Source organism: Novosphingobium sp. (assembly GCF_027486195.1).
In the GTDB taxonomy this organism is placed as follows: domain Bacteria; phylum Pseudomonadota; class Alphaproteobacteria; order Sphingomonadales; family Sphingomonadaceae; genus Novosphingobium.
In genome coordinates, this window is record NZ_JAIXPP010000073.1 from 40,658 (window position 1) to 63,736 (window position 23,079).

21 protein-coding genes are annotated in these 23,079 nt (G+C 66.2%); 10 read left to right on the top strand and 11 right to left on the bottom strand.

Translation table 11 applies throughout. The features are described from left to right. A complete protein-coding gene (locus Q0071_RS13665; protein WP_298170342.1) occupies window positions 1-1,527 on the bottom strand; it encodes an ATP-binding cassette domain-containing protein in 1,527 nt (508 codons plus the stop codon). Between the two features lie 84 nt (window positions 1,528-1,611). On the opposite strand from Q0071_RS13665, the gene Q0071_RS13670 reads away from it, so the two are divergent. From Q0071_RS13670 to Q0071_RS13705, 8 genes are all read left to right on the top strand, one after another. Further along, window positions 1,612-3,201, top strand: a complete 1,590-nt coding sequence (locus tag Q0071_RS13670; RefSeq protein WP_298170344.1) for a cytochrome ubiquinol oxidase subunit I — start codon at window positions 1,612-1,614, stop codon at window positions 3,199-3,201. A gap of 12 nt (window positions 3,202-3,213) precedes the next feature. After that, the gene (cydB, locus tag Q0071_RS13675) at window positions 3,214-4,362 is read left to right on the top strand and encodes a cytochrome d ubiquinol oxidase subunit II (RefSeq protein WP_298170347.1); all 1,149 of its coding nucleotides are present in this window, start codon (window positions 3,214-3,216) and stop codon (window positions 4,360-4,362) included. Window positions 4,363-4,376: 14 nt separating this feature from the next. Then, the gene (cydX, locus tag Q0071_RS13680; protein WP_298170350.1) at window positions 4,377-4,493 is read left to right on the top strand and encodes a cytochrome bd-I oxidase subunit CydX; all 117 of its coding nucleotides are present in this window, start codon (window positions 4,377-4,379) and stop codon (window positions 4,491-4,493) included. Between the two features lie 27 nt (window positions 4,494-4,520). Further along, window positions 4,521-5,318 carry an SDR family oxidoreductase gene (locus Q0071_RS13685; protein ID WP_298170353.1) on the top strand — a complete coding sequence of 266 codons (798 nt, stop codon included), beginning with the start codon at window positions 4,521-4,523 and terminating at the stop codon, window positions 5,316-5,318. Beyond that, window positions 5,318-6,301 (top strand): NADPH:quinone reductase, encoded by a 984-nt coding sequence (locus tag Q0071_RS13690; RefSeq protein ID WP_298170355.1) that lies wholly within the window; start codon window positions 5,318-5,320, stop codon window positions 6,299-6,301. Before Q0071_RS13685 ends, Q0071_RS13690 begins: the two co-directional genes overlap by 1 nt. 95 nt (window positions 6,302-6,396) lie before the next feature. Then, window positions 6,397-7,776 carry a peptide MFS transporter gene (locus Q0071_RS13695; RefSeq protein ID WP_298170358.1) on the top strand — a complete coding sequence of 460 codons (1,380 nt, stop codon included), beginning with the start codon at window positions 6,397-6,399 and terminating at the stop codon, window positions 7,774-7,776. Further along, complete coding sequence (locus tag Q0071_RS13700; RefSeq protein ID WP_298170362.1) at window positions 7,776-8,516, top strand: aldolase; 741 nt, start codon at window positions 7,776-7,778, stop codon at window positions 8,514-8,516. The genes Q0071_RS13695 and Q0071_RS13700 overlap by 1 nt, the downstream gene beginning before the upstream one ends. Further along, window positions 8,506-9,741 carry an MFS transporter gene (locus Q0071_RS13705; protein WP_298170365.1) on the top strand — a complete coding sequence of 412 codons (1,236 nt, stop codon included), beginning with the start codon at window positions 8,506-8,508 and terminating at the stop codon, window positions 9,739-9,741. The genes Q0071_RS13700 and Q0071_RS13705 overlap by 11 nt, the downstream gene beginning before the upstream one ends. A 99-nt stretch (window positions 9,742-9,840) precedes the next feature. On the opposite strand, the gene Q0071_RS13710 is transcribed toward Q0071_RS13705, so the two are convergent. The 10 genes from Q0071_RS13710 to Q0071_RS13755 form a co-directional block, all read right to left on the bottom strand. After that, a complete protein-coding gene (locus Q0071_RS13710) occupies window positions 9,841-10,620 on the bottom strand; it encodes an enoyl-CoA hydratase-related protein (RefSeq protein WP_298170367.1) in 780 nt (259 codons plus the stop codon). Beyond that, complete coding sequence (locus Q0071_RS13715; protein WP_298170370.1) at window positions 10,617-12,698, bottom strand: acetate--CoA ligase family protein; 2,082 nt, start codon at window positions 12,696-12,698, stop codon at window positions 10,617-10,619. The genes Q0071_RS13710 and Q0071_RS13715 overlap by 4 nt, the downstream gene beginning before the upstream one ends. Then, on the bottom strand, window positions 12,695-13,843 hold the full coding sequence (locus tag Q0071_RS13720) for an acyl-CoA dehydrogenase family protein (protein WP_298170373.1): 1,149 nt from the start codon (window positions 13,841-13,843) through the stop codon (window positions 12,695-12,697). The genes Q0071_RS13715 and Q0071_RS13720 overlap by 4 nt, the downstream gene beginning before the upstream one ends. After that, window positions 13,843-14,409, bottom strand: coding sequence for a thioesterase family protein (locus Q0071_RS13725; RefSeq protein WP_298170375.1), 567 nt, complete (start codon window positions 14,407-14,409; stop codon window positions 13,843-13,845). The genes Q0071_RS13720 and Q0071_RS13725 overlap by 1 nt, the downstream gene beginning before the upstream one ends. Next, the gene (locus Q0071_RS13730; protein WP_298170378.1) at window positions 14,393-15,460 is read right to left on the bottom strand and encodes an alpha/beta hydrolase; all 1,068 of its coding nucleotides are present in this window, start codon (window positions 15,458-15,460) and stop codon (window positions 14,393-14,395) included. Before Q0071_RS13730 ends, Q0071_RS13725 begins: the two co-directional genes overlap by 17 nt. After that, window positions 15,457-16,863 (bottom strand): cytosine permease, encoded by a 1,407-nt coding sequence (locus Q0071_RS13735; protein WP_298170381.1) that lies wholly within the window; start codon window positions 16,861-16,863, stop codon window positions 15,457-15,459. Before Q0071_RS13735 ends, Q0071_RS13730 begins: the two co-directional genes overlap by 4 nt. Window positions 16,864-16,893: 30 nt before the next feature. Next, complete coding sequence (locus Q0071_RS13740) at window positions 16,894-18,393, bottom strand: carnitine 3-dehydrogenase (RefSeq protein WP_298170384.1); 1,500 nt, start codon at window positions 18,391-18,393, stop codon at window positions 16,894-16,896. Window positions 18,394-18,403: 10 nt separating this feature from the next. After that, window positions 18,404-19,306, bottom strand: a complete 903-nt coding sequence (locus Q0071_RS13745; protein WP_298170387.1) for a 3-keto-5-aminohexanoate cleavage protein — start codon at window positions 19,304-19,306, stop codon at window positions 18,404-18,406. Window positions 19,307-19,409: 103 nt separating this feature from the next. Then, a complete protein-coding gene (gene uraH, locus Q0071_RS13750) occupies window positions 19,410-19,808 on the bottom strand; it encodes a hydroxyisourate hydrolase (RefSeq protein ID WP_298170390.1) in 399 nt (132 codons plus the stop codon). 25 nt (window positions 19,809-19,833) lie between these two features. After that, entirely contained in the window at window positions 19,834-20,778 is a 945-nt protein-coding gene (locus Q0071_RS13755; protein ID WP_298170393.1) for an alpha/beta hydrolase, read from the bottom strand. 198 nt (window positions 20,779-20,976) lie between these two features. On the opposite strand from Q0071_RS13755, the gene mdlC reads away from it, so the two are divergent. Further along, on the top strand, window positions 20,977-22,533 hold the full coding sequence (gene mdlC / locus Q0071_RS13760) for a benzoylformate decarboxylase (RefSeq protein WP_298170397.1): 1,557 nt from the start codon (window positions 20,977-20,979) through the stop codon (window positions 22,531-22,533). Window positions 22,534-22,548: 15 nt separating this feature from the next. Further along, window positions 22,549-23,073 (top strand): VOC family protein, encoded by a 525-nt coding sequence (locus tag Q0071_RS13765; RefSeq protein WP_298170400.1) that lies wholly within the window; start codon window positions 22,549-22,551, stop codon window positions 23,071-23,073. Window positions 23,074-23,079: the final 6 nt, after the last annotated feature.

Genomic DNA, 23,079 nt, shown 5'->3' on the forward strand with positions numbered 1-23,079 from the left:
TCACAGCGCGATCACCTGATCGGCGGCGGCGGCAAGGCGCTCGTCATGCGTGGCGACAATCACCGCGCGCTTCTGCGCTTCTGCCACCAGCAGCGCGATGATGCGTTCGGCGCTGGCCGTGTCGAGGTCCGCCGTCGGCTCGTCGGCAAGCAGCAGCGCGCGGTCTGCGATCAGCGCGCGGGCAAGGCCGAGCCGCCGCCGCTCGCCGCCCGAAAGCCAAGCGCCGTGGTGATCGATCGCGGTGGCAAGGCCATCCGCCCGGCGCGCGAGCAGGGCATCCAGCCCGACTGCGCGCGCGGCTTCCGCTACGTCCGTTGCGGCAGCATCGGGCCGGCCGAGCAGCAGGTTGTCGTCCAGCGTCGTTGGCAGCAGCAGTGGCACTTGCCCGGCCCATGCGATGGCCTCTGCCGGCAGGGTTGCGAGCATGCCCTCGCTGGGCGCGACCTGCCCGGCAATCGCGGCGAGGAGGCTGGTCTTGCCGCTGCCGGTCGGCCCGGTCACGCAGACAAGGCCGCGCGCCCCCAGTTCGAAGCTGATCGGGCCGATGCGGTGGCCGGGCCAGGCGACGACCACGTCGCGTAGCGCGACTTGGCTGGATGCGGCGGGGCGGGGCACGGGTTCGGGAACCTCCTCCAGCGCCTTCTCGGCTGCTTCGCCCAGTTGCTTCTCGTGGTACGCGGCAGCGAGGCGGCGCATCGGCAGGTAGAATTCGGGCGCCATCACCAGCACGAAGAACGCCGCGCGGTAATCGAGCTGTTCGGGCGGGGTGAACGGCAGCAGGCCGAGCAGGCTGAACCCGCAATAGACCGCAACCAAAGCCACGCTCAGCGCGGCGAAGAATTCGAGCACCGCGCTTGAAAGGAAAGCCGCGCGCAGGACCGCGATGGTGCGCTCCGCCACATCCTGCGCGGCGCCGCCGGCCTGGCGGGCGATGCGGTCTTCCGCAGCGAAATGCCGGATGATCGGCAGGTGCCGGATGCGGTCGACATAGAGCGCGGACAGTGCAGTGATTGCCGCCATCTGCCGGTCCGCCGCCTGCCGCGCGGCGCCGCCGGCGAGGATCATGCCGATCACGAAGGGGATCAGCGTGAGAAACAGGATCAGCGCGGCCACCCGGCTCTGCAACGCGACCACGAGTACGACGAGCACGGGGGCAAGCGTGGCGGACTTGCGCACTGGATCGAACCGCGCGGCCCGCGCCTGTTCGGCGGCGACATGGTCGATCCCCAGCGTCGCGGTAGCGCCGAGCGCAGGCGCAGAGGGTCCGGCGATCGCGAGCAGCCGGGGAAACAGCTCTCCGCGCCGCAGGCGGGCCAGCGCGCGGCCTGCATCGAATCCGATGACCTGCGCGCCGTACTGGCTGGCAAGCCGCAGCAGGCCGCCGAGCAACATGAGCGCGGCACCGGCGGCGATGCCCGCCGTGCCTTGCAGCTGCGCTTCGAGCGCACTTGCCGCGCCCCATGCGAAGACGCTCGCCCCGATGATATCGGATGTCCAGGCGAAGCCTGCCGCTTTGGCTATCCTCATGATTTGGATTCGTTTATTTGGATGAAGGCGGCAGCAACAGACTCGGGATCGCTGCCATGCCGCAGCCGCGAAAGGGCACATGCGATGGATATGGCAGTGGTGGAACTATCCCGGCTGCAGTTCGCATTGACCGCGCTGTACCATTTCCTGTTCGTGCCGCTCACGCTCGGCTTGTCGTTCATTCTGGTCATCATGGAAAGTGTCTATGTGATGACCGACCGCCCGATTTGGCGGGATATCACCCGTTTCTGGGCCAAGCTGTTCGGGATCAACTTCGTTCTCGGCGTGGCGACGGGCCTTACCATGGAGTTCGAGTTCGGCACCAACTGGTCCTACTACTCGCACTATGTGGGCGACATTTTCGGCGCGCCGCTGGCGATCGAGGGGCTGATGGCCTTCTTCCTCGAGGCGACCTTCGTGGGGCTGATGTTCTTCGGCTGGGACAAGCTGAGCGCTCGCCAGCACCTTTTCACCACCTTCATGGTCGCACTCGGCTCGAACCTTTCGGCGCTGTGGATCCTCATTGCCAACGGCTGGATGCAGCACCCGGTGGGCGCCGAATTCAATCCGGTCACGATGCGCATGGAAGTGACGAACTTTTACGAGGTGGTGTTCAATCCGGTCGCGCAGGCCAAGTTCGTTCACACGGTGAGCGCGGGCTATGTAACGGCGAGCATGTTCGTGCTGGGTGTTTCCGCCTGGTATCTCCTCAAGGGACGGCATCTGGAACTCGCCAAGCGCAGCTTTGCGGTGGCGGCCGCGTTCGGGCTTGCTTCGGCGCTGTCGGTCGTCGTGCTGGGCGACGAGAGCGGCTATACGCTGACCGACAACCAGAAGATGAAGCTCGCGGCGGTGGAAGCTGAATGGCACACCGAGCCGGCACCGGCGGGCATCGCCGTGTTCGGGCTGCCTTCGAACACCGGGCGCGAGACGCTGTTCGAGATCAAGATCCCCTACGTGCTCGGCATTATCGGCACGCGCAGCCTGACCGGGCAGGTCGAGGGCATCTACCCGCTGGTTGCGCATGCGCGCACGCGCATCGAGCACGGGCTGATTGCTTATGACGCGGTGGAAAAGCTCAAGACCAACCCCAAGGACCTTGCTGCGCGCGCGCAGTTCGAAAGCGCCAAGGCCGATCTTGGTTATGCGATGCTGCTGAAGCGCTTTGTCGCCGATCCGCGCAAAGCGGACCGCGGCGCGCTCGACAAGGCGGCATGGTCGACCGTGCCCAACGTGCCCGCGCTGTTCTGGCTGTTTCGCGGCATGGCGGGGCTGGGTTTCCTCTTCATCGGGTTCTTTGCGACCGCGCTGGTGCTTGCCAATACCCGCCGCTTCGATGCGAAGTGGTTCTTGCGCGCGGCGGTCGTAATGATCCCGCTGCCGTGGATCGCCATCGAACTGGGTTGGATGGTGGCCGAGATCGGACGCCAGCCCTGGGCGGTCGATGGTGTGCTGCCGACCTTCCTCGGAGCATCGAGCCTGACTACCGGGCAGATATGGACGACGATCGCGGGCTTCACCCTGCTTTACAGCGTGCTGGCCGTGATCGAGGTTAGGCTCATGCTCGCAGCGATCCGCAAGGGGCCGGAAGGATACACGCCGTGGCAGCCCCGCCGCGATCCGGTGCCCCCGCCCGGAGCGCCGAGCCCCTATCACAGCGTTCCGGCCGAATGAAGGAGAGCCGCGATGGCGCTGCCGCTTGATTACGAGACACTGCGGCTGATCTGGTGGGTGCTGATCGGGGTGCTGCTGATCGGCTTTGCCCTGACCGACGGATTCGATCTTGGCGCGATGGCGCTGCTGCCGTTCGTTGCGCGCAACGATCTTGAGCGGCGGATGGTGATCAATACTGTCAGCGCGACGTGGGAAGGCAACCAGGTGTGGTTCATTCTCGGTGGCGGAGCGATCTTCGCGGCCTGGCCCTATGTCTATGCGGTGAGTTTCTCGGGATTCTACCTCGCCATGTTTCTCGTGCTGGCGGCGCTGATCTTGCGACCGGTGGGCTTCAAGTACCGCTCCAAGCATTCCGATCCGGCGTGGCGCGCACGGTGGGATTGGGCGCTGTTCACCGGCGGGCTGGTGCCTGCGCTCGTCTTCGGTGTGGCGGTGGGCAACGTGCTGCTGGGCGCGCCGTTCCGGCTCGATAGCGACCTGCGCACGTTCTACGAGGGCTCGCTGCTGGGCCTGTTCACCCCGTTCAGCCTGCTTGCCGGGCTGCTTTCGGTGGCGATGCTGGTGATGCACGGCGCAGGCTGGCTGGCGATGAAGCTGGAGCCCGGGCCGGTGCAGTTCCGCGCGCGGCGGTATGGCGCGGTGGCGGCCGGTGCGGCGTTCGTGCTGTTTGCGGCAGGCGGCGCCTATGTCGCCTGGGGCGGTCTTGGCTTCCGTGTGGCAGATATGGTCGATACGGGTGGGCCATCCAATCCGCATCTGGCCCGCGCGGTGGCGGTGCCGGGTGGGTGGCTTGCCAACTTTGCGGACCATCACTGGATGATGGCCGCACCGGTTCTCGGCCTTTTCGGTCCGTTCGTGGCGCTGGCCGGGCTGCGCATGCGGCGCGATGCCTTGGCTTTTTGCGGGTCGTCGCTCGCAGTCATGGGCATAATCGCCACTGTCGGCCTTTCGATGTTCCCGTTCATCCTGCCCAGTTCCATCGACCCCGCTTCCAGCCTCACGGTGTGGAACGCCTCTTCCAGCCACCTCACGCTGTTCATCATGCTGGTGGTGGTGCTCGTCTTCCTGCCGATCGTGCTGGCCTATACCACCTGGGCCTACCGCGTGATGTTCGGCCGGGTGGGCGCCGAGGAAGTCCGCCTCAATCCCGATATGTACTGATAGGAACAAGCCGCATGTGGTATTTTGCCTGGATCCTCGGCCTTGGCCTTGCCGTAAGCGTCGCAATCCTCAATGGCATCTGGCACGAGTTCCATTCGGACCCGGCCGGTGACAGGACCGTGCAGGACTGAACTGCGGGCGAGACGGGGGTAGGGGTGATGAAGCGGCGCATTGCCGTCATTTCGGCTGCGGCGAGCGGCATCGGCCTCGCCATTGCCGAAGCGCTCTGCGCCGATGGCTGGCTGGTCTATGCGGGGGATCAGGATGCGGCAGCGGTTGCGGCGCTTGGTCCTGAGCACGATGGCCTCGCCGCGATGGTCTGCGATGTCAGCGATGCCGCATCGGTCGAGCGGTTCTACGCGTGGGTGGAAGGCGATCTGCTGGCGCGCGGGGCTGCGGGGATCGATCTTCTTGTCAACAACGCCGGGATTGCCGGGCCAACGGCACGGTTCGAGGACCAGCCTGTCGATGCGTGGAACGCCACCATCGGCGTCAACCTCAATGGCATGTTCCTGATGACGCGCCGCGCGATTCCACTGCTGCGCCAGCGCGCGCCGGGCTCCGCCATCATCACCATGAGTTCGACTGCGGGCCTGTTCGGCTGCCCGCTGCGGGGGCCTTATGTGGCCAGCAAGTGGGCGCTGATCGGGCTGACCAAGACGCTCGCGATGGAACTCGGCCCCGAAGGCATCCGCGTCAACGCGATCTGCCCAGGCAGTGTCGAGGGCCCCCGCATCGACCGCGTGATAGCCGCCGACGCGGCAGAGCGCGGCCTGACGATCGCCGAGGTCGAGCATGAGTACAAGCGGCAGACCTCGCTGCGCGCTTTCGCCACGCGCGAGGATGTGACCGCGATGGTGCAGTATCTGATCTCGCCCGCTGGGGCGCGGATTTCCGGCCAGCCGATCGCAATCGACGGCCATACCGAAAGCCTGTCGCTGGATATGGAGGCCTGATGCGCGCTGTCTGGTACGAGAAAACGGGGCCTGCTGCCGAAGTGTTGCGGCTGGGCGATATCGAGACGCCGCAGCCGGGACCGGGCGAAGTGCGGGTGCGTCTGCATGCCTCGGGCGTCAATCCGTCCGATGTGAAATCGCGCTCCGGCGTGCGGGGGCCGATCGCCTTCCCGCGCGTCATTCCCCATTCCGATGGTGCGGGTGAGATCGAGGCTGTCGGAGAGGGTGTATCGGCGGCGCGGATCGGGACGCGGGTCTGGGTGTGGAATGCGGCTTATCGGCGGTCCTTTGGCACTTGCGCCGAGTTCGTTTGCCTTCCGGAAGGGCAGGCCGTTCCCTTGCCGCAGGGCACTAGTTTCGAGGCAGGCGCATGCCTTGGCATTCCGGGCTCGACCGCATGCCATGCCGTGTTCGCCGATGGTGACGTCACCGGGCAGACCGTGCTGGTGACGGGCGGCGCGGGCGCGGTGGGGCACTATGCCATCCAGCTTGCGCGCTGGGGCGGCGCGCGCGTGATCGCGACGGTCAGCGGGCCTGAAAAGGCGGCGGCGGCCGCAGCAGCGGGCGCGCATGCGGTGATCAACTACCGCGACGGCGATGTCGCGGCGGCGATCCTTGCCGCCAACGCGGGGCGTCCGGTCGACCGCGTGGTCGAAGTGGAGTTCGGCGGCAATTTGCCAGTAACCTCGGCGGTGATCGGTGATGGCGGAGTGATCGCGGCTTATGGCTCGATGGCCGATGCCGAGCCGAAGCTGCCTTTCTATCCGCTGATGTTCCGCCATGTGACGCTGCGGATGCTGCTGGTCTATCTGCTTTCCGCGAAGGAGCGGGCGGCGACCGTCGCGAGATTGACCGCCGCGCTGGAAGCTGGCGCGTTGCAGCACGCGATTGCGGCCACATTCGATCTCACCGAAAGCGCCAGAGCGCACGCAGTCGTCGAATCCGGTCGACTGATCGGGAACAGCGTAATCACGATTGGCTGAGTTTCGCGATTGACGGATGGGCAGCCTTTCGCCCATCCCCTACACGATCGCACGCGCGAACCGATGCACGCGAAAGCCGGGGGTGAGACAGGATAATGGCGGCCGAAGAGCAGCAGTTCGAACAATTCGCCGGCCATCCCAAGGGTGTCTACTACCTCGCCTTCACCGAAATGTGGGAGCGCTTCTCGTTCTACGGGATGTCCGCGCTGCTCACGCTCTACATGGTGAAGGAACTGCTTCCGCTCCATGCCGACAAGGTGCTCGGGCTTGCCGCACTGCGCCATGGGCTCAGTTTCAACGGGCCGATGAGCGATGTCGCCTTCGCCTCGATCATCTACGGCTGGTACGCGGGGCTGGTCTATTTCACGCCCATCATCGGCGGCTGGGTGGCCGACCGGGTACTGGGCCCCAAGCGGACCGTGCTGCTTGGCGTGCTGCTGATGGCCGCCGGGCACGCGGCGATGTCGTTCTACGAGAGCTTCGTCTTCGCTCTGCTGCTGCTGATACTCGGATCGGGCTTCCTGAAGGGCAATATCTCGGCGCAAGTCGGCACGCTCTATCCGCGCGAGGATGAATCGCGCCGCTCACAGGGCTACACGATCTTCGCGACCGGCATCAACATCGGCGCGGCCAGCGGTCCGGTGACGACCGGCCTCGTTGCAGCGATCTGGGGCTTTCATGCCGGCTTCGCGGTGGCGGCAGTGCTCATGCTGGTGGCCATGGTCGGTTACATCCTCGGCCAGCGCCATCTGCCCGATCCCAAGCCGCCAAAATCGAGCTCAGGGGCGACCGCGCGCGAGAAAGCACCGCCGCTCACGCCGGCCGAGCGTCGCCGGGTGGCGGTGCTGATTTTCGTTATCGCGCTGACCTTTCCCGCCGAGATCACCTATCCGATGGTGTGGAGCATCGGCATCCTGTGGGTCGACCAGTGGGTCAATCTCGCGACCCCGCTCGGCACTGTGCCTTCGAGCTGGTTCGCCGGCATGGATTCGTTCGGATCGATCCTTGCCGCGCCGATCCTCGTGGCGCTGTGGAGCTGGCAGGCCAAACGCGGACAGGAACCGGCCAACGTGACCAAGCAGGGCATCGGCACGGCCATCGTTGCGTTTGCCGCGCTGCTCTTCGCGTTTTCCAACCTTGGCGTGACGCAGGAGCACGGCGTAGGTGCGTTCTGGGCCGTTGCGGGCTGGCTGATCATGGGGCTGGGCTGGATGTACTACTGGCCCACCACGATGGCGATCGTGAGCAAGGCGGCACCTCCGCGGGTCGCCTCGACGCTGATGGGGGTTGCCTTCCTTTCGCCTTTCGCCGCGCACGTTACGGCGGGGTGGGTTGGCAGTTACTTCGATACGATGAGCCCCTCCGCATTCTGGACCCTGGATGCCTCCATCGGCGTGGTTGGCGCGGCGGTGATCCTGCTTTTGCGCAAGCCACTGATCCGCGAGCTTGACGGCGCGCCGGAACCTGCGCGCTGATGGACGCGGCCGAGTGGCAGGCGCGGGTTGACCTTGCCGCGAGCCACCGGCTGGCGGTGCACTACGGCTATCACGAGGGTATCGACAACCACTTCACCCTGCTGGTGTCGGGCTACACCGACCGTTTCTTCCTCGCGCCATTCGGCCTGCACTGGTCGGAGATCCGGGCCTCCGATTTCCTCGTTGTGGATTTTGAGGGCAACAAGCTGGCGGGGAAGGGGCCGGTAGAGGACACCGCCTTCCATATCCACGCGCCGCTGCACGCGGCCCGGCCCGATGTGCGCTGCGTGATGCACACGCATATGCCCTATGCGACAGCGCTCAGCCTGCTGGAAGAGCCCGAACTCCTGATGGCCAGCCAGAATGCGATCGGTTTTGCCGGGCTTATAGCAGTTTGTGATTATGCTGGGCTGGCGCTGGACAGCGGCGAGGGCCGGCGCATGGCGGCGGCACTGGGGGACAAGGCGGTGCTGCTGCTGCGCAATCATGGCGTGGTGACGACAGGCAGCAGTGTCGCCGAAGCCTTCAACACGCTCTATTTCTTCGAGCGCGCAGCAATGACCCAGATTCTCGCGCAATCGAGCGGGCAGCGGCTGCGGCTGGTGGACGAACCGGTGCTGGGGACCACGGTCGAGCAATACACCAGCTCCGCCCAGGTCGAAGGGCTGGACCGCATCGAGCTGCACTTCGCGGCACTGAAGCGCATGCTGGACCGGCAGGGTTCAGACTATGCCCAGTGAGGCAGGCGCGCGCCGCATAACCGCACCACTCGTGCTCGTTGGCCTGATGGCGACGAGCCTGTTCATCAACTACATCGACCGCGGCAATCTCGCCACGGGCGCGACGCAGATCCGCGCCGACCTGAACCTCAGTGCGACTGCATATGGCGCGCTCGCGGCAGGGTTCTACTTTGCCTATGCCTTCTGCCAGCTGCCGGCCGGCGCTCTGTCAGATCGGCTCGGCGGCAAGCTGGTGCTGGGGCTGGGCGCATTGCTGTGGTCGGTTTCCACGCTGATGACGGGCTTCGTGCAAGGCTTCTATGGCCTGTTCGTGCTGCGCCTGATGCTGGGCATGGGCGAGAGCGTGGCCTTCACCACCACCTCGAAGATCATCGCCAGCAATGTGCCGAAGGCGCAGATGGGGCTGGCCAACGGGCTGATCGGCTTCGGCTACCTTGTCGGCCCGGCGGTGGGCACACTGCTAGGCGGGTTCATGATGGCCCGCTGGGGCTGGCGCGCCACGTTCCTGATTTTCGGCGCGGTCTCGCTGCTGTGGCTCATCCCGTGGAGCCGGGTGCGAATTCATGAGGCGAAACCGGCTGAAACGCCCGGCCAGCCGCGGGTGACCATGCGTCAGATCCTCTCGCGCCGGGCACTGTGGGGCGCTTCGCTGGGGCACTTTGCGGGCAACTGGAACTGGTATTTCATCCTCGGCTACCTGCCGATGTACCTTGAGATGCAGCGCGGCTTTTCCAAGGAGCACATGGCGACGGTCGTCTCGAGCGCCTATCTCGTCAACGCGCTGGCCGCGCTGTTGGCGGGCTGGGCGTTCGACAAGCTGATCCAGCGCGGCTGGTCGCCCTCGTTCACGCTCAAGCTGCCGCTGGCGGCGGCGCATCTGGCGGGGCTTGGCTGCATGCTGGCCATGCCGTTCATGCCGATCGGGACCTGTATCGCGCTGCTGTTCGTCTACGAGATCTTCCTCGGGTTCTCGTCGCCCGCCTATTTCATGATCCCGCAGATCATGGGCGGCCCCGCTGCCGCTGCACGCTGGGTGGGTGTGCAGAACATGATGGGCAACATGCCCGGCATCATCGGTGTGTTCTTTGCGGGCGTGCTGATCGACGCGGGCGGCGGCTCTTACGGCACAGCGTTCCTGCTGGCGGGGCTGGTCAACGTACTTGGCCTGATTGGCTGGCTGGCCATCCTGCCGCGCGTTGCTCCGGTCGATTGGGACGCGGCCTAGAGCAGATTCCGATCCGATTGCCTCGGACCGGCTGCTCCAGGCATTTGTTTTACCGCGTTTTCCGAGCCAGCAGGTGATTCCACCTGCTTCGAAAACGCTCTAGCGGCCCTTCCACTCCGGCGCGCGGCCTTCGGCAAAGGCGCGCGGACCTTCAAGCGCATCGTCCGATTGCAGCATGGCCTGGTAAGATGGGATCGCGCCGCTGCGCATCAGCTTGTAGCCCGCTTCCACCTCCATACCGGCGGTATCGCGAAGGACATCGCGCGCCGCCGTGATGGCGAGCGGGGCGGAGCGGGCGATGATCGTCGCCAGTTCGAGCGCGGCTTCGATCAGCGCGTCGCCCGGCACGACGCGGCTGGCAAGGCCCAGCGCTGCGGCCTCGTCCGCATCCATCCGCCGCCCGGTCAGGATCATCTCGCGCGCGATCCGCTCCGGGATTGTCTTGGGCAGGCGCAGCAGGCCGCCGGAATCGGGAAGCATGCCGAGTTGCGCTTCGGGCAGCCAGAACTTCGCGGTCTCGCTCGCCACGATCAGGTCAGCCGCCAGCGCCAGCTCGAACCCGCCGCCGACCGCAAGGCCATTGACCGCCGCAATCACCGGCTTGGTGAGGCTGAAGTATTCGGTGAGCCCAGCAAAGCCGCCGGGGCCATGATCGGCATCGACTGCCTCACCATCATTGGCGGCGCCGAGGTCCCAACCGGCGGAAAAGAAACGCCCGGTGCCAGTGACGATCCCCACACGCAGGCCGGGATCGTCGTTCAGCGCCTTGAACGCAGCGTAAAGTTCGAGGCTGGTGGCCACGTCGATGGCATTGGCCTTGGGCCGGTCGAGCGTGATGATCAGGATGCCGTCACGCCGGTCGAGCTTTACTGCGGTCATGGCTGAGCATCCCTCATCCTGATAAGTGCGTCCACCGCAACGGCACCGCTTTGCAGCGCAAGCAGCGGATTGACGTCCATTTCTTCCAGGCGGTCCGCATGGTCCATGGCCCATGCGGCGATCCGGGCGATGGCATCGACCAGCGCCGGCATGTCGCAGCCGGGCTTGCCGCGATAGCCTGTCAGCAGCTTGTGAAGCGGCAGGCCGGCTAGCGCATCCTCGATATCGGCGCTGCTGGCAGGAAGGAGGACCTGCGCTGTCTGACGCAGTAGCTCGACGAAAATGCCGCCAGCGCCGATGGTGAGAAACAAGCCGAACTGCGGATCGCGGCCAACGCCCACAATCAGTTCAGCCACTGGACCGCCTACCATTTCCTCGATCAGGAATTCGTCCGAGAGTCCTGCCATGCCATCTGCGGCAGCAAGGATCGCCTCGCGGCTGGTGAGGCCGAGCGCGACACCGCCCACTTCGGTCTTGTGGGCAAGATCGGCACCTACCGCTTTGAGAACAAGCGGGAAAGGCGCAGCCAATGCAGCTTCGGCAAGGTCCGCTCGGCTGAGCACGCGCCCGCGCGGCACGGGTACGCCGACGGCAGCGAGCGCGGCCTTGCTGCGCGCTTCGTCCCACATCCTGGCATCGCCTGCGCCCGGCAGGGGCTGTTCGGCAAGCGCGGCGGGGGCAGGGCGCGCCCACGCCTCGCCGATAGCAGCGGCAGCGGCGATGGAGCGCAGCGCTTCGGCAAGACCAGCGGCGGGGAGGATGCCATCGGCCAGGAGCGCGGCGGCGACGGGTTCGGGCATTGTTTCGGCAAGGCTGCTCGCTACGATGCGCACCGTGCCTTGCCGTGCCGGGTGCGCACGCGACGCGGCGCGGAAGGCGGCGAGGGTCACGTCCCAATCGGCAGCCGTGCAGCGATCGGCGCGGGGGAAATCGAGGATCAGCAGTGAGGCTTCGAACCCCGCACCCATCATCGCACCGAAGCAGGCCGTCTGCGCCGCTTCGTCGCCCCAGATATAGGTGTGGTAATCGAGCGGATTGGCGACATGGACGCGCGGGCCGAGGACTTCTTCCAGCGCGGCCTGCGTGGCGGCGGGAAAGTCCGGCGTCTCCAGCCCGGCGGCCTCGGCCAGATCGGCGGTGAGCGAGGCTTCGCCGCCCGAACAGCTGGCACTGGTGATCAGCCGCCCGCGCAAGGGGCCCGCGACATGCAGCAGCTTGAGCGTTTCGAGGAAGGTGGCAGGATCGTGCGCGCGGGCGATCCCGTAGCGCACGAACAGCGCATCGCACAGCGCATCGGCCCCGGCGAGCGAACTGGTGTGCGACATGGTGAGCGCCGCGCCCTTGGCTGAAGCGCCCGTCTTGAGCGCGACGATGGGCACGCCCGCCGCGCGCGCGGCAAGGCAGGCTTCGGAGAAGCGCGCGGGCCGCCCGAGGCCTTCGAGATGGAGACCGATGGCGCTCACCCGCTCATCTGCGATCAGGGCTTCGATGAGGTCGGCCGGGGTCACATCGGCGCAATTGCCGACCGAGATGACATAGCCGATGGGCAATCCGCGCGCCTGCATGGTGAGATTGAGCGCGAGGTTGCCGCTCTGGCTGACGATGGCGACGCCCCTTTGACCATCTGGGCCACAGTCAATGGGCAGGCAGCCGTGCTGGTCGGGCCAGAGCGCCACGCGGTCAAACAGGTTGAGCATGCCGTAGCAATTGGGGCCGATAAGCGGCACGCCCTGCGCGGCGGCGAGCAACGCGGCCTGCCGTTCACGGCCTTCCTCACCGCTTTCGGCAAAGTCTGCGGCGTAGCAGATAGCGCCGCCAGCCCCTGCCAGCTCCCCTGCCAGCGCGATGGTGGCTGGCGCGGGGGCGGCGATGAACACCGCGTCCGGCGCCTCTGGCAGCGCCGCCATTTCGGCAAAGCTCGGCAAGCCGCCCATCTCCGCGCGTTTCGGGTTTACCGGCCAGATCGGCCCGGCAAAGTCCAGCGCACGGCATTGGCGCACGGCTTCCTCAGCCGCCTTGCCGCCGACAATCGCCAGACTGCGCGGGCGCAGCAGGCGCGAAAGTCTATCCGAAGTCATGCCTCCAGCGGGCGCAGCAGCGCGCGGCTGATGATGTGGCGCTGAATCTCGCTGGTGCCGTCCCAGATGCGCTCCACGCGGGCGTCGCGCCAGAAGCGTTCGATGGGGAGCTCATCCATCAGGCCCATGCCGCCGAAGATCTGGAGCGCGTTGTCGGTCACGCGCGCGAGTGCCTCGGAGGCGAAGAGCTTGGCCATGGCCGCGTCGGTATCGGTCATGGTGCCCTGATCGTCCTTCCACGCGGCGCGGAAGGTGAGGAGTTCGGCGGCCTCCAACTCGGTCTTCATGTCCGCCAGCTTGAAGCCGGTGCCTTGAAACTTGCCGATGGCTTGCCCGAACTGCTTGCGGGTTGCGGCCCACTGGGTCGCCATTTCGAGCACGCGTTGGCCGCGCCCGACCGAGGTGGTGGCAACCTGAAGGCGCGTGGAGCCCAGCCACTGCCCCATCAGCTCGAACCCCTTGTCGAGCTCACCCAGGAGGCTGGAGGCGGGCACGCGGCAATCCTCGAAGATGAGCTCGCACTGGTGATAGCCCCGGTGCGAGACGCATTTGGGCCCGCGCCGCCGGGTAAGGCCGGGCGTGTCGAAATCGACGAGGAAGCAGCTGATCGTCTTCTTGCCGCCAGCCTCTCCGGTCGCAGCGCAGAGGATCACGAAATCGGCGACATCGGCATGGCTGATGAAGTGCTTGGAGCCGTTGATCACGAAGTCATCACCGTCGGCCCTCGCAAAGGTGCGCATCGAGCGGACGTCGGAGCCGGCGTCGGGCTCGGTCATGGCAAGGCAATCGTGGCGTTCGCCCCGGATCGTGGGGAGGAGGTATTCCTCGATCTGGCTGCCCTCGCACCCGCGCAGGATGTTGCTGGGCCGCGCGATCATCATCTGCAGGCCGTAGCTGGCGCGGCCCAGTTCGCGCTCCATCAGCGTCGTATCGAAAGTGCCGAGCCCGCCGCCGCCGAGTTCCGCGGGCATGTTGACCGCAAAGAGCCCGAGCGCCTGCGACTTGGCGCGGATTTCGGCGGCAAGATCGTCCGGCACGCTGTCGGTCTCTTCGACCATCTTCTCGTGCGGATAAAGCTCGGTCTCCACAAAGCGGCGGACCGTTTCGACCAGCATCTGCTGTTCGGAGGAAAGTTCGAAATGCATCACGTCTTGTCCCGTCTGATACCTATGGAGCGGCCGACTTGCGCGGGGCGCTCCAGCCTGGCGTGCGCGGTGAGCACGGCATGCACCCGCGCGTGAAGCTCGGGCGGGATGGGGGCGGAGCGCCCCGCTGTCATGTCGACATGCACCAGCATTTGTTCGCCGGTCGCCAGCAGTTCGCCTGTCTCACCGTGGTGCATGGTGTGGAAGATGTGGAGGCGCTTGTCGTCCGCGTCGATCAGTTGCAGCGCCAGATCGAGCGGATCGCCGAGGTGCGCTTCGGCGAGGTTGAAGATCATCGTCTGCACGGTGAACAGCGAATGGCCGCCAGCGCGATAGGCCTCGTCGATGCCGATCTTGCGGAAGAAGGCGTCCGATTGATCTCCGAAAACAAGGAGATAGCACGATTCGCTCATGTGCCCGTTGTAATCGACCCATTCGTGCGGGACGGTGGGGCGGATCAGGCGCAGCGGGGCTGGAATGGCCTCGCCGGGCTGGAAGGGCTCGGCTGCCACGCCTTCGAGCGGGGTGGTGAGGCCGTGGGTCTTGTCATCACTTATGGGCGGCATGGTCCGGCTTCCTTGGGGCGGTCTTGCGGCCCTGCCAAGCGCAAATGCCGAGCGTGTCGCCCTGTGGCAGCGCGGCAGGTTCGACAAGGCCGGGCAGCAGCCGGGCGCGTCCCTGCGCGCAGACCAGCGTCTTGCCGCTATGACCCGAAACATCGAGCAGGAGTTGATCCCAGTGGCGGTACTGAACATCGTGGCCTTCGCCCGGATAGCGGCGGAAGGTGACTTTTCCCGCGACTTTTTCGGCCCAGAATTCGCCTTGCGCGGGCGGGACCAGCTTGTCTGCCTCGCCGTAGTAGAAGAACGCGGGGGCCGGAAAGGCCGTTACAGGCGCGGGGGCCTTGCAGAAGCTGCGGTACTCGCGGGATACCGCGCGCGCGTCGCCGCGCTGTCCCGCGATGAAATAGGCGTGGGCGCCTTCATCCGCCGCGCGGTCGATAAAGCCGGGGACTCTGGCCGCGACACCATCCGGCGGCATGGCCCAGAATTCGCGCGGAGCACCGACCTGCTTTGCCAGCATGCCCTCCAGCGCGGCGGGATCGGCGGTGCAGACCGGGCTGTCCGCCGGTGCGGAGGCGATGGCCGCGAGCATGTGCCACGAGGTGATCCGCTCCGGCATGGCCGCGGCGATGTGTCCGGCATAGGCCCCGCCGCCGGAGATCGCGACAAGCGCGAACTTGCCGATGCCAAGTTGGCCGAGGACTTGCTGCACCTCGCTGGTGTAGTCGGCGAAGGTCCACACCGGGTCATAGCCAGTGTCGCCAAGGCCATTGCGCTCGACAGCCACGATCCGCACCTTGAGGCGGCGGCGCAGGGTATCGAGGAAGGCGACCAGTTCGGGCGCACGGGCGCTGGTTCCCACACCGCCGATGAACAGCATCGGGCGCCAGCCCGCCTCGCCGGTATCGGTGTAATGGACCGTCCGGCCCTCGCGGGTCTTGAAGCTCTCTACAGGAGTGCCGATCGGATCGAACCGGTCTGGAAAAGCGATGGGCTTTGCGGTAGCCGGAGCGGCCAGCACGATCAAAAGCAGCGCCAGGATGCCGCGGATCACCGCACCGGCTCCGTTTCCAGATTGCGGTCGAGTTCGGGGATCATCGCCAGCTCTCTGGTCAGATCGAGATTGCGGCAGAGCAGGAGGTAGACGGCGGCCGAGACAGGCAGGCCCACCAGCATCGACACATCCGCCCCGCCCAGCGCGCGCGCCACCGGGCCGACAAAGAGCTCGGTCTTGAAGAACGGGATCATCGCCACGAACCCCACCGCATAGGCGGTGAGCCCGCGCCAGTTCCAGCGGCCGTAGATGCCGTCGGCCATGAACATGGCGCGGATCGAATAGTGGCCTTTCCGCACGAAGAAGAAGTCCGCCAGGTTGATCGCGGTCCACGGCGTGAAGAGGTAGACGAGCACCCCGAGGAATGCCTCGAACCCGTGCAGCACGTTGCCGCCCATGCCGAGCGAGAGCGACAGCGAGGCGATGAGGCAGACGACGAGCGCGGCAAGGCGGGCAGGCGCGCCGAGCGGGATGGGCTTCACGCTGTCGATCACGCTGAGCAGGGTGAGCGAGGAGCCGTAGAGATTGAGCGAGGTGATCGTGATCAGGCCGAAGAAGCTGGCAGCGAGCATGAACAGGCCGAAGCCGCCGAACATCGCGTCCGCACTGCGGCGAAGCGCCACGACGATGTCGGGATCGGTAAAGGTTGCCCCGGCGAAGGCTCCCACCAGCATCATCCATGTGCCGCCGATAAAGGCGCCGCAGAAGGTCCACAGGAAGGCGGACTTGATGCCGACTTCGCGCGGGAGATAGCGCGAATAGTCCGAAACGTAGATCGACCAGCTGAGCTGATAGCCCGCCGCCGCGAAGAACTGGACGAGGAACAGCGTGGGCTTGAATTCCCTGGGCTTCAGCAGCGCGCCAAGATCGAAGGCGGTGAAGAAGCCGACCGTATAAACCGCCAGCGCTGCCAGCATGATGTAGGCGAGCACGCGCTGGGTGCTGTGGATCACGTCATAGCCGATCCCCGCCACCAGCGCCGCCACCAACCCGAAACCGATGATCGCGGGCGCCTCCGGCAGGCCGACGAGCTCTTTCAGGGTGCTGGCCGCCAGCGATTGGTTGAGCGCGTTGAAGCCAATGTAGGTGAACAGCGCCACGATCCACACCAGCAGCGCGCCGATATAGCCGAACTGGGGGCGTGACTGGATCATCTGCGGCAGGCCGAGGTGCGGCCCTTGCGTGCAGTGCAGCGCCATCAGCACCGTGCCCAGCGCGCAGCCACCAATCACCGCAAGGCTCGACCAGAACAGGTCCAGCCCGCCCACCACGCTGATCGCGCCCGTGGCTAACGTGGCAAGGTGAGCATCGCCCATGAACCACACTGGCCACAGGTGATGCACCTTGCCGCGCCGTTCGGCGAGGGGGATGTAATCGATCGAGCGGCTTTCAACCAAGGCCATGCGGTCTGCGTCTCCCCCTAGTGCGCGCGGCTAGCCCGGCATCCTGATCTGGCGGCCCACGCTATCGGACGGCGGCAGGTGCGCCTGCCCCGCCACGAGCACTGCGGCAGCCGCGCGCATCGCATCGGGCGCAGGAGCCGACTTTTCAGCTGCTGCGTCGACATGGACGAGCATGTGTTCGGCGGTCGCGATCACGGCTTCCTCGGCCCCGCGCACCATTTCGTGGAACAGGTGGAGCCGCTTGCCATCGCAGGCCAGCACGCGGGTGCGCACCTCAACCGCATCGCCTAGCCGTGCCTGGCCGAGGTGGCGGATATGCGTTTCGACCGTGTACCACGAATGGCCCGCCGCGACGTAGTCCGCGCCCGCGCCGATGGCGGCGAGGACGACATCGGTGCCGTCTCCGAACAGCTTGAGGTAGCAGTATTCGGTGAGGTGCTCGTTGTAGTCGATCCATTCGGGCTGGACGGCGCACGCGATGGTGAGCATCTGCCCGTCATCTCGGATCGAGCCAATTGCCGGGGCCGCGCTCTTGCCGGTCGCAACAAGCCGCGCCCGGTGCGCGCGGGCGACCTGACCCGAGGCGAAATCGTTGCGTTCCAGCGCGTGGGTGAGGTCGACAAGGCAATCGTCGCGCAGCTTCTCATAAGTGCGCAGGTCGATGCCGCCCGCCTGCTCGTCGGACTGCCGGGAAATCGTGTCAATCAGCTCGTCAGTTAGCTTGGGGCCGATCAGCTTGGTCCAGGGCCATTCCATCGAAGGGCCGAACTGGTGGAGGAAGTGGCGCATGCCGTCTTCTCCGCCCGCCAGCCGGTAGACGAGAAACGTGCCCATGAACGACCAACGCATGCCTGCGCCAAAGCGCACGGCGTCGTCGATCTCGGAGGCGGTCGCGATGCCGTCGTTGATCAGCCACAGCGCCTCGCGCCAGACGGCCTCCAGCAGGCGGTCAGCGATGAAGCCGTCGATTTCCTTGCGGACGTGAAGGACCTTCATGCCGATCCGCGTGTAAACCGCGGCGGCGATGTCCCTGGTCTGCTGGCTGGTCTGGTCCCCGCCGCAAATCTCGACGAGCGGCAGAAGGTAGACCGGATTGAACGGATGGCCGACCACCAGCCGGTCAGGCCGCGCCATGCCCGATTGCAGCTTGGTGGGGAGCAGTCCCGAGGTGGATGAGCCGATCACCGCATGGGCAGGCATCGCCGCGTCCATTTCCGCCAGTAGACGGATCTTGAGATCCTCGCGCTCTGGCAGGCTTTCCTGAATGAAATCGGCCTCGCGCACCGCGTCCTGAAGGCTCGCTGCGAAGGTGACGGTGCCTTCGGCGGGTAGCGCATTGCCGAACAGGCGGGTGAGCGCGCGGCGCGCATTGGCGATCACCGCCGTGGTCTTGCGCTCGATCTCGGGATCGGGGTCGTAGATCGAAACATCGATGCCGTTGAGCACGAAGCGGGCGGCCCAACCGGCACCGATCACGCCGCCGCCGACGATGCCGACCCGGTTGATCTCTGGGCGAATGTCAGGGGTCATCGTTGGTCCCTCAGCGCTTCTGCAGCTTGAGCTTTGTGCGCACTTCGGCGGGCGTCAGGATCCGCGCGCCCATGCCGGTCAGGATCTGCACTGCGCGCTCGGTGAGCTGGCCGTTTGTGGCAAGCTGCCCGCGCCCGAGATAGAGGTTGTCCTCCAGCCCCACACGCACGTTGCCGCCCGCAAGCGCTGCCATAGCGACGAATGGCAGCTGGTTGCGCCCGATGGAAAAGCCGCTGAACACCGCGCCCGGCGGTAGCTGGTGGACCATCGCCATCGTAGTGAGCGGATCGTCCGGCGCGCCATAGGGGATGCCCATGCACAGCTGGATCATCACCGGATCATCGAGCAGCCCATCACGGATCAGCTCCTTTACGAACACGAGGTGCCCGGTATCGAACACTTCGAGTTCGGGCCGCACGCCAAGGCGCTGCACTTCGGCAGCCATCGTGCGCAGCATGCCGGGCGTGTTGGTCATCACATAATCGGCTTCGGCAAAGTTCATCGTGCCGCAATCGAGCGTGCAGATCTCGGGCAGCAGTTCCTGCACATGGAGCAGCCGCTCCATCGGGCCGACCATGTCGGTGCCGGCTTCATCAAGCGGGAAGGGATTTTCGCCCGGTCCGAACACGATATCGCCGCCCATACCGGCGGTGAGGTTGATCACCACGTCAGTGTCGGACGCACGGATGCGTTCGACCACTTCGCGGTAGAGCGCCACATCGCGGCTGCCCTTGCCGAATCCTGGGCCGGTTTCGGGATCGCGGACGTGAATGTGCGCGATCGCGGCACCTGCCTTCGCTGCCTCGATCGCTGCATCGGCGATCTGCGCGGGGGTGATGGGCAGGCCCGGATGCTTGTCGGCGGTGCTGCCCGAGCCGGTCACGGCGCAGGTGATGAAGGTCTCGAAATTCATGGGGCTCCCTCTTTCATCCCTGCGCGCGACCTTAGTGGCGGCGCACCGGATTGGAATGCCGAAATAGGCATAGCTGCAAACAAGTGAGGAATGCCGCGCCCGATCAGTTGCCGCGATACGTGGAGTAGCCGAAGGGGCTGACGGCGACCGGCACGTGATAGTGCGCCCCTGCATCGGTGACGCTGAAGGTGATCACGATTTCCGGAAAGAACGGCGCGGAGGGCCCGGCAGCATAGCGGGTCATGTCGAACTGCAGCCGATAGGTGCCGGGGATGAAACTCTCGCTCGGGCCGAAGCTGCGCACGCGTCCGTTGGCATCGGTGCTGGCCTCTGCAACCTTGGTCCACGCCCCGGCGGCATCGCGCCGCGCCAGCGTGACCGGAACATTGGCGCCGCCGTTTCCTCGCGCCAGATCGAGGATGTGGGTGGAGATTTCGGCGGCGGAGGCGGGCGAGGCGCCAAACGTGGTGGCGACCAGCAGGATCGGGGCGAGGCGCTTCATGATGGTGTTCCAGTCCTTTCGCATCTCAAACTCGCAGCAGGCGCGCGATTGCGCTGAGGAGGTCGCGGGTAAAGGCCTTGGCGGCAGCGGCTTCGGTCACCGCGTTGAAGGCGTGGATCGCGCCGGGGTAGGAGTGAAGCTCCACCGGGACGCCCGCCTTCACCAGACGCAGCGCGTAATCCAGGTCCTCGTCGAGGAACAGGTCGAGGCTGCCGGTGCCGATCCATGTTGGCGGGAGGCCTGCAAGGTCTTCGGCGAGCGAAGGCGAAAACCAGCCCTTGTGCGCATCGTCAGCGGCGTATTCCCCGCGCAGGGCTTCCCAGCCGAAGCGGTTGTGCGCGCGGGTCCAGACGAATTCGCCGGTGGTCGGGTTGCCATAAGGGCAGGGATCGCTGCCGGTGCGGTGATCGAGCATCGGATAGGTGAGGATCTGCGCGGCGAGCGCCGGGCCGCCAAGATCGCGCGCCATGAGCGCGGTCGCCGCCGCAAGCCCGCCGCCAGCGCTTTCCCCGGTGATGCCGATGCGCGCGGCATCGATGCCGAGTTCGTCGGCGCTGGAAGCCAGCCACTTGAGCGCGGCGTAGCAATCCTGCTGCGGGGCGGGAAAGGGGTGCTCGGGCGCAAGGCGGTATTCGACCGAGGCGACAGGAATGCCAAGCGCTGCCGCGATGCCTGACGGACCCTGCTGCATCGAGCGCGCGGAGCCGATGACCATGCCGCCACCGTGGACATGAAGCAGGGCAGCGCGGCCTTTCGTTCCGGGAGCCGGATCGTACCAATAGACCTCCAGCGGACCGCCTTCGCCCTCGATCACCTTGACCTCCGCTGCGATGGGCGGCACGCCGACGAAGGCGAAGCGGCCTTCGGATTCGATGCGGATGGTGGGCAGAGCCTCGCGCGTGAAGGCATTGTCGGGCAGCAGATCGATCAGCGGCAGGAGTTCCGGATCGACCAGATGGCGGGTGTTCATGCAGGCATCCTCGTACGGTTGGCTTTGCGCTCTCACCCTCTTCATTGCGGGGCGGCTGGCACTCGGCAAGGGCAAACTGCAGGTGCAAGGCGCCCTCGCGTTTCGCACCGTGGCGCAGCGCATCGCGGCGGTTGTTTTTGCGCGGGCCGGGGCGCACAACCGGCATGTGGCCGGGAGGCGCCACGTTCGGGAGAGACCATGACGACCGTTCGCGAGGCGACTTTCGCCCTGCTTGAAGCCTATGGAATGACGACGATCTTCGGCAATCCGGGATCGACCGAGTTGCCGATGTTCCGCGATTTTCCGGAGCATTTCCGCTACGTGCTGGGTCTGCAGGAATCCGTCGTGCTCGCGATGGCCGATGGCTATGCACAGGCCACTCGCAACGCAGCGCTGGTCAATCTGCACAGCTCGGCTGGCACCGGGCACGCGCTCGGCAATCTCTTCACCGCCTACAAGAACCAGACGCCGCTGGTGGTGACCGCCGGCCAGCAGGCGCGCTCGATCCTGCCCTACGAGCCGTTCCTCTTCGCCCAGCAGGCGACCGAGTTTCCCAAGCCGTTCGTGAAGTGGGCCTGCGAGCCGGCGCGGGCGGAAGACGTGCCCGCCGCGATCGCGCGGGCCTATCATGTCGCGATGGAGCCGCCATGGGGCCCCACGTTCGTCTCGGTGCCCATCGACGATTGGGATCAGCCCTGCGAGCCGATCCCGGCGCGCCGCATGTTCGCGCGCAATCCCGGCGATCCGGCAGCGCTCGCGGAAGTGGCGGCAGCGCTGGCGAAGGCCGCGAGCCCGGTTATCGTGGTGGGTGCGGGGGCCGGACGTGACGGGGCTTGGGATCAGGTCATCGCGCTCGCCGAGCGCCACGGTGCGGGCGTCTGGGTCGCACCGCTAGCCTCGCAGTGCAGCTTTCCCGAAAACCACCCGCTGTTTCGGGGCTTCCTGACCGCCGGGCGCGAGGCGATCGTCGAGAGCCTTGCCGGGCACGATCTGATCCTCGTGCTGGGGGGGCCGATGTCGCTCTATCATGTCGAGGGGTTTGGGCCGCATGTGCCGGAGGGCGCAAGCCTCTGGTTAATTGGTGATAATTCGGTCCATGCGGCGTGGCTGCCCGATGGCAATGCCGTGGTGGCCAATTGCCGGCTTGCGCTGGATACGCTGCTCGCCGCCGCCGCGCCGGTGCGGCGCGATGTGCTGCCGCCGACTGCGCCGCTGCCGAGGCTGGATGGCAGCGTGATGACCGATGCCTACGTGCTGCAACAGATCGCAGCGCTGCGCCCTGCGGGCTCGATCATCGTGGAGGAAGCCGCGTCCAGTCGTGGCGCGATGCACGAACGCCTGCCGATCACCGAACCTGACACGTTCTACACAACGGCCAGCGGCGGTCTCGGCTACGGCCTCCCCGCCGCAATCGGCACCGCACTTGCACGCCGCGGCGACAAGGTCGTCGCGGTGCTGGGTGACGGCGCCAGCATGTACGCGATCCAGGGCCTTCATGCCGCGGCGCAGTTGGGCACGCCGGTCAGCTTCGTGATCATCAAGAACGGGCGCTACGAGGCGCTCCACAGCTTCGGCCGCAAGTTCGGCATGCAATCGCTGCCGGGTACGCAGCTGCCGCATCTCGATTTCTGCGCGCTAGCGCAGGCGCAGGGCGTGGCAGCGCGGCGGGCGGAAACGGCGGCGGCACTCGACGAGGCGCTGGCGTGGTCGTTTGCCGCCGATGTCCCGACCCTCGTGGAGGCCGTCGTCGACTAATTGAGGGAGAGTGCCATGTCAGTGCCGAGCGGAGCGTTCATTCAGGTCTGCCACGTGGTGGACAACCTCGAGGCCGCCTGCGCGCGCTACAACAAGCTCTTCGGCATGGGGCCGTTTATCGGGGGCGGGCAGGGCGTGCTTTCGGACCATGTCTATCGCGGTGCGCCGGCAGAGCCGATCCGCATCCGCGGCGTGTTCGTGCAGAGCGGTGACCTCAATATCGAACTCGTGGAGCTCGTTTCCACCGGCCCGAGCGCGTTCCATGACATGTATCCGAATGGTCAGCAGGGCATCCACCACATGGCGATGTTCTGCGAGGACTACGAGGGCACGCGCGACCGCTATGTCGCGGCGGGGATGCCGGTGGCGAGCGAGTTCGTGGTCAGCTTCGGCGCGAAGATCTGCTACATCGATGCGCGCACCACGATGGGACACATGATCGAACTCTATCCCGAGAGCGAGATCATTCGCGGGATGTATGCAAGGGCCCGCCATGAGTCCGAAAACTGGGACGGCAAGCAGCTGATCATCCCCTGGTAGGGCCGC

What these genes read in the sequence shown, in the direction of transcription:
- Q0071_RS13700 (WP_298170362.1), top strand. Translation starts at nt 7,776, where the DNA reads ATGGACGCGGCCGAGTGGCAGGCGCGGGTTGACCTTGCCGCGAGCCAC.
- Q0071_RS13755 (WP_298170393.1), bottom strand. Translation starts at nt 20,778, where the DNA reads ATGAACACCCGCCATCTGGTCGATCCGGAACTCCTGCCGCTGATCGAT.
- Q0071_RS13715 (WP_298170370.1), bottom strand. Translation starts at nt 12,698, where the DNA reads ATGACTTCGGATAGACTTTCGCGCCTGCTGCGCCCGCGCAGTCTGGCG.
- Q0071_RS13705 (WP_298170365.1), top strand. Translation starts at nt 8,506, where the DNA reads ATGCCCAGTGAGGCAGGCGCGCGCCGCATAACCGCACCACTCGTGCTC.
- mdlC (WP_298170397.1), top strand. Translation starts at nt 20,977, where the DNA reads ATGACGACCGTTCGCGAGGCGACTTTCGCCCTGCTTGAAGCCTATGGA.
- cydB (WP_298170347.1), top strand. Translation starts at nt 3,214, where the DNA reads ATGGCGCTGCCGCTTGATTACGAGACACTGCGGCTGATCTGGTGGGTG.
- cydX (WP_298170350.1), top strand. Translation starts at nt 4,377, where the DNA reads ATGTGGTATTTTGCCTGGATCCTCGGCCTTGGCCTTGCCGTAAGCGTC.
- Q0071_RS13735 (WP_298170381.1), bottom strand. Translation starts at nt 16,863, where the DNA reads ATGGCCTTGGTTGAAAGCCGCTCGATCGATTACATCCCCCTCGCCGAA.
- Q0071_RS13720 (WP_298170373.1), bottom strand. Translation starts at nt 13,843, where the DNA reads ATGCATTTCGAACTTTCCTCCGAACAGCAGATGCTGGTCGAAACGGTC.
- Q0071_RS13745 (WP_298170387.1), bottom strand. Translation starts at nt 19,306, where the DNA reads ATGAATTTCGAGACCTTCATCACCTGCGCCGTGACCGGCTCGGGCAGC.
- Q0071_RS13690 (WP_298170355.1), top strand. Translation starts at nt 5,318, where the DNA reads ATGCGCGCTGTCTGGTACGAGAAAACGGGGCCTGCTGCCGAAGTGTTG.
- Q0071_RS13665 (WP_298170342.1), bottom strand. Translation starts at nt 1,527, where the DNA reads ATGAGGATAGCCAAAGCGGCAGGCTTCGCCTGGACATCCGATATCATC.
- Q0071_RS13710 (WP_298170367.1), bottom strand. Translation starts at nt 10,620, where the DNA reads ATGACCGCAGTAAAGCTCGACCGGCGTGACGGCATCCTGATCATCACG.
- Q0071_RS13740 (WP_298170384.1), bottom strand. Translation starts at nt 18,393, where the DNA reads ATGACCCCTGACATTCGCCCAGAGATCAACCGGGTCGGCATCGTCGGC.
- Q0071_RS13725 (WP_298170375.1), bottom strand. Translation starts at nt 14,409, where the DNA reads ATGCCGCCCATAAGTGATGACAAGACCCACGGCCTCACCACCCCGCTC.
- uraH (WP_298170390.1), bottom strand. Translation starts at nt 19,808, where the DNA reads ATGAAGCGCCTCGCCCCGATCCTGCTGGTCGCCACCACGTTTGGCGCC.
- Q0071_RS13765 (WP_298170400.1), top strand. Translation starts at nt 22,549, where the DNA reads ATGTCAGTGCCGAGCGGAGCGTTCATTCAGGTCTGCCACGTGGTGGAC.
- Q0071_RS13685 (WP_298170353.1), top strand. Translation starts at nt 4,521, where the DNA reads ATGAAGCGGCGCATTGCCGTCATTTCGGCTGCGGCGAGCGGCATCGGC.
- Q0071_RS13670 (WP_298170344.1), top strand. Translation starts at nt 1,612, where the DNA reads ATGGATATGGCAGTGGTGGAACTATCCCGGCTGCAGTTCGCATTGACC.
- Q0071_RS13695 (WP_298170358.1), top strand. Translation starts at nt 6,397, where the DNA reads ATGGCGGCCGAAGAGCAGCAGTTCGAACAATTCGCCGGCCATCCCAAG.